Source organism: Halomonas sp. NPDC076908, from assembly GCF_050269715.1.
Taxonomy (GTDB): domain Bacteria; phylum Pseudomonadota; class Gammaproteobacteria; order Pseudomonadales; family Halomonadaceae; genus Vreelandella.
On the sequence record NZ_JBNNIW010000079.1, the window covers coordinates 1 to 4,400 of the forward strand.

Here is a 4,400-nt window from a genome sequence, read left to right on the forward strand (position 1 = left end):
TGGCATTGCCACGGCCGTTTGCTTATAAGCGATATTGCGATGCTGAACCTTGAGTATATGTGGGGGCTACTGCCGGTTTTACTGCGCTATTTGCCCCTCACGCTACAAATGGCGACCATCGCCATGTTTTTTGCGCTGATCCTGGCTTGCTTAATGGCCGTCATCCGCGTGTCGAAGGTGCCGTTATTAAATGGCTTAGTGATGCTGTTTATCTCGTTTTTTCGCGGCACACCGCTATTGGTTCAGCTGTTTCTGTTTTATTACGGCTTGCCGCAGCTGATCAGCGCGCTGATCTCGATGTCTGGCGTTACCGCTGCGGTATTGGGTCTAACGTTGCATTTTTCTGCCTATATGGCGGAGTCGATTCGTGCGGCGATTGTGGGGATTGACCGCAGCCAGACCGAAGCGGCGCTCTCCATTGGCATGACGCAGTCGCAGCTAATGCGGCGTATTATTCTCCCCCAGGCGACCCGCGTGGCGACGCCCACGTTGATGAATTACTTCATTGATATCATCAAGGCGACGTCGCTGGCCTTTACGCTGGGCGTCACAGAATTGATGGGGGCCACACAAAAAGAGGCCGCCAGTAGCTTTCTCTATCTGGAGGCTTTTTTACTCGCGGCGATGATTTACTGGGTCATAGTGGAAATTCTCTCCTGGGGGCAGCGTCGCCTGGAAATTTACCTGAATAAGGCATACCAACGATGATCTCGCTTGAGGCCGTTACCAAGCGCTTTGGTAAACAAGATGTATTCACCGACATTGATTTGTCGCTTGAGCGGGGCGAGATCATTGTCATCATTGGCCCTTCAGGCACGGGTAAGTCAACGCTATTACGCTGCATTAACTTTTTAGAGCGGCCTGAGTCTGGGCGTATTACCGTCGGCGATGTGCGCGTGGATGCGCAGCAGGCGAGCCGTGCCGATATTTTAAAGCTGCGTCGGCGTACCGCGTTTGTATTCCAAAACTATGGCTTGTTTGCCAACAAAACGGCGCTTGAGAACATCAGCGAGGGCATGATCGTCGTTGATAAAATTCCCAGGGAAAAGGCCCATGCCCGCGCCCGAGAAATTCTTGAGCGGATCGGGCTTTCAGATAAAGCCGATGCTTACCCGGCGGCGCTTTCTGGCGGGCAGCAGCAGCGTATCGGTATTGGCCGCGCCATGGCCGCGAACGCCGATGTCATTCTGTTTGATGAGCCCACGTCATCGCTGGACCCGCAATGGGTGGAGGAAGTGCTGAGCTTGATGAAGCAACTTGCCGCCGAGCAGCAAACCATGATCATCGTTACCCACGAGATGCAGTTTGCGCGTGACGTAGCGGATCGCGTGATATTTATGGATGAAGGGCAAATTATTGAACAAGCACCGCCCGAGGAGTTGTTCACCGCCCCCAAGGACCCGCGCACGCAGCATTTCCTGCGCAAAATCCTTGCCCCAACAGGCCAGCCGCTGCCTTAACAGCATGTGGTTATTGGCAACTGCAGTCGGCAGCTTACGACGTTGAAGCATCGCTTGTGCTTTATGTCGACATTAACCGCATATTAATGTGTGGTTCTCGTGCTCATGATATTCTTGGTGGACATGAATAGCGCTTTTTAACGTGGTTTCTGTAGCCCAAGGGGGTGAGGTGAAACAAAGCGAAGCGATCAAACGTCTTGCCGAGTTCGACCAGCGCGAGCGCTATGTTTTTGCTGCACGAGACATGTCGAAAGTGTTTCATGATGATACGCCCCGTAGCCGAGAGGCCACACTGAAACGCCTGGTTAACGCAGGCATTCTGGAGCGCCCATCGAAGGGGGTGTATTTGTATGCGTTGTCGAAGAACAAAGGCCCGGATACTTTGGAGCTGATTGCCAAGACACTACGCAGGGGGGAATATAGTTACATCAGCCTTGAGTCTGCTCTATCAGAGTATGGTGTGATTTCCCAAATCCCGGTCGGCCGACTAACGGTGATGACCACTGGCCGTAAAGGCGAATATAAAACACCTTATGGGGTCATTGAGTTCACTCATACAAAGCGTCCGATATCGGATATTTTATCTGTTATCAAGGATCGCGGGCGCCCTTTGAAGGTTGCAACCAAGCTGGCGGCACTCCGGGATCTTAAGCGCGTTGGTCGTAACACCCACCTGATTGATGAGGGGGATATACATGATGATTGAGTCTGTTGATTTCAAATCCCTGATAGATCAAGTAATGAAAGATGCAGCGTTAGGGCACATGCGGCCGGTTATCGAAAAGGAGTTGCTGCATTACGACCTGTTGTATGTGCTGGATAAAGAAAGCATGCTTGACGATTTGGTTTTTCAGGGCGGCACATCGCTGAGGTTGTGCTATGGAGGCAGTCGCTTCAGCGAAGACTTGGATTTTGCTGGCGGTGTAGATTTCACTTCCCGAAAGCTGGTGGATATGAAAACCTGCCTCGAGGACTACCTTTCCAAGAGGTATAGACTGGAAGTGACTGTTAAGGAACCGGCTTCCCTAAAACAAGATCCAAAGTACGCTGAGTTGAATATCGACAAATGGCAAATTGGAATTACTACCTCTCCCGATCGTCGAGACCTACCCAAACAGAGAGTCAAGCTGGAAGTAGCTAACATTCCTGCACACACCAAAACAGCGCGGCCACTGATCCGAAACTATGAATTCCTGCCTGATGGCTATGAAGACCTTCTAATCATGGTGGAAACACGTGATGAGATAATGGCGGACAAGCTATTTTCACTGCCAGCAACCGAAAGGTACGTTCGCAACCGTGATATCTGGGATCTAGCCTGGCTGGCACAGCGAGGAGCCCAGGTAAACAGTGAACTGGTAAAACAAAAAATGGTGGATTACCGGCTGGACGATTACCCGGTCAGATTGGATAAGATGCTTGCAAGGATACCGGGCATCATTGCCGGGAAAAACTTCCATGATGAAATGGGGCGATTTCTTCCGGCGGACGTCTATGAGCGTACGCTCGGACAAGACAAATTTCAGTCTTACCTGGCTGCTACCTTGACGGATCAACTGACAACCGTTCAGACAGCTTTAGGCCTCAAGCAATCAGCAGAACCATCTTTTCGGATGTGACTACGTGTGCAAAATGCTGGATGCATCGGAGTCGTCACATCCAATGCCTCTCATCGCGCACCGTTCGATTGTAGCGTTCTATATAGGCATTCTGCCAGATTGACCGTCTGGGTAATCGGTGACGCAGCAGCAGGTAAGATACTCTGCTGCGTCAAACCGTTATAAGTCACGATGGCGAGTTAGGGAAGCTTCTTCGCGGGTGCGCTGCGCTTACCGCGCGCTACAAAATTCATACATCATAGAACCGCCTATGGCGTAGTGAAGCGCCCGTCATGTTGGCGAAAGGTGCGCCAGTGGCGTATGGTTAGAGTCATGATCTTCATCGAAACCCCTGATGCCGGCGATGTGATGGTCGGCACTGGTGGGCTGCGCAAGATCAGGGTTGCTGCGAAAGGTCATGGCAAGCGTGGCGGCGCACGAATCATCTACTACCACTTCGTGTCCGCCTCACAGATCGCCATGTTGATGATCTACTCGAAAAACGAGCGAGAGGATCTGACCGATGAGCAGCGTCGAATGCTCAACGCCATCATTGAGAACTGGAGGTAATTAGCTATGGATAACTTGCTCTTTGATGAGTTACTGGAAAGCGTTCAACAAATGGATGAAATTCAGCGTGGTGAGCGTACGCCAAGTCGGGAACAGTACGTTCCTGGTCTCAGAGTGAAGGAAGTCAGAAAGGCGTCTGGACTGTCTCAGCAGCGATTTGCCAAGCTGATCAATGTGCAGATCGGTACCCTGCGGAACTGGGAACAAGGGCGTCGAGAGCCTACGGGGCCTGCTAAAGCGTTGATTCATGCCATCAGTCAGGATCCTGAGCACGTTATTCGTGCGCTACAGTATAAGAAGCACGATCTGGCTGTGGCTCATTAAGTAGCACGTTCCTGCTGAATACCGAGGCTGCGTTAAAGCGTTATCAGAATGCACGGAAAACCCCGTACTTCTAGTGCGGGGATGTAGAGCGCGTCGCCCGCTAGGGCGACTGGTTTGGACGATTCTGCTGCTCAATGTACTGGCGGACTACTGATATGGGCGCGCCGCCGACACTCCCCGCGAAGTAGCTGGGACTCCATAGCGCGTTTTGCAGGTACGCAGGCTTCACCAATTCAGGGTGCAATAGCTTCATGCGCCTGCTTGATACGCCTTTCAGGCTGTTCACCAGTTTTGATAGCGCTACTTTTGGCGGGTAGTTAACCAGCAGATGGACATGATCTGCCTACGCTATGTGATCTTACCCAGCAACAGTGGACACTCGTTTAAGCGATCATTCGGACTTCAAACGCCTCTGGGCTGATCATCCCTATAGCACTGTGCCGTCGTT

General features: G+C 51.8%; 6 protein-coding genes and 1 pseudogene. 6 read left to right on the forward strand and 1 reads right to left on the reverse strand.

The genetic code is table 11. The annotated features are described in order from the left end of the window. Positions 1-39 precede the first annotated feature (39 nt). From ACQKE4_RS20140 to ACQKE4_RS20165, 6 genes are all read left to right on the forward strand, one after another. Positions 40-708: an amino acid ABC transporter permease gene (locus ACQKE4_RS20140; protein ID WP_427390002.1), complete on the forward strand. Its 669-nt coding sequence runs from the start codon at positions 40-42 to the stop codon at positions 706-708. Continuing rightward, positions 705-1,460 (forward strand): amino acid ABC transporter ATP-binding protein, encoded by a 756-nt coding sequence (locus ACQKE4_RS20145; RefSeq protein ID WP_427389997.1) that lies wholly within the window; start codon positions 705-707, stop codon positions 1,458-1,460. Before ACQKE4_RS20140 ends, ACQKE4_RS20145 begins: the two co-directional genes overlap by 4 nt. A 169-nt stretch (positions 1,461-1,629) precedes the next feature. After that, positions 1,630-2,166, forward strand: a complete 537-nt coding sequence (abiEi, locus tag ACQKE4_RS20150; RefSeq protein WP_427389998.1) for a type IV toxin-antitoxin system AbiEi family antitoxin — start codon at positions 1,630-1,632, stop codon at positions 2,164-2,166. Then, the gene (locus ACQKE4_RS20155; protein WP_427389999.1) at positions 2,156-3,079 is read left to right on the forward strand and encodes a nucleotidyl transferase AbiEii/AbiGii toxin family protein; all 924 of its coding nucleotides are present in this window, start codon (positions 2,156-2,158) and stop codon (positions 3,077-3,079) included. Before abiEi ends, ACQKE4_RS20155 begins: the two co-directional genes overlap by 11 nt. A 312-nt stretch (positions 3,080-3,391) precedes the next feature. Further along, on the forward strand, positions 3,392-3,628 hold the full coding sequence (locus ACQKE4_RS20160; RefSeq protein WP_427390000.1) for a type II toxin-antitoxin system RelE/ParE family toxin: 237 nt from the start codon (positions 3,392-3,394) through the stop codon (positions 3,626-3,628). Between the two features lie 6 nt (positions 3,629-3,634). Next, positions 3,635-3,952, forward strand: coding sequence for a helix-turn-helix domain-containing protein (locus ACQKE4_RS20165; RefSeq protein WP_427390001.1), 318 nt, complete (start codon positions 3,635-3,637; stop codon positions 3,950-3,952). Between the two features lie 100 nt (positions 3,953-4,052). On the opposite strand, the pseudogene tnpA reads toward ACQKE4_RS20165, so the two are convergent. Continuing rightward, positions 4,053-4,292: pseudogene (gene tnpA / locus ACQKE4_RS20170) on the reverse strand (IS200/IS605 family transposase); the annotation flags it as partial. Between the last annotated feature and the right edge of the window lie 108 nt (positions 4,293-4,400).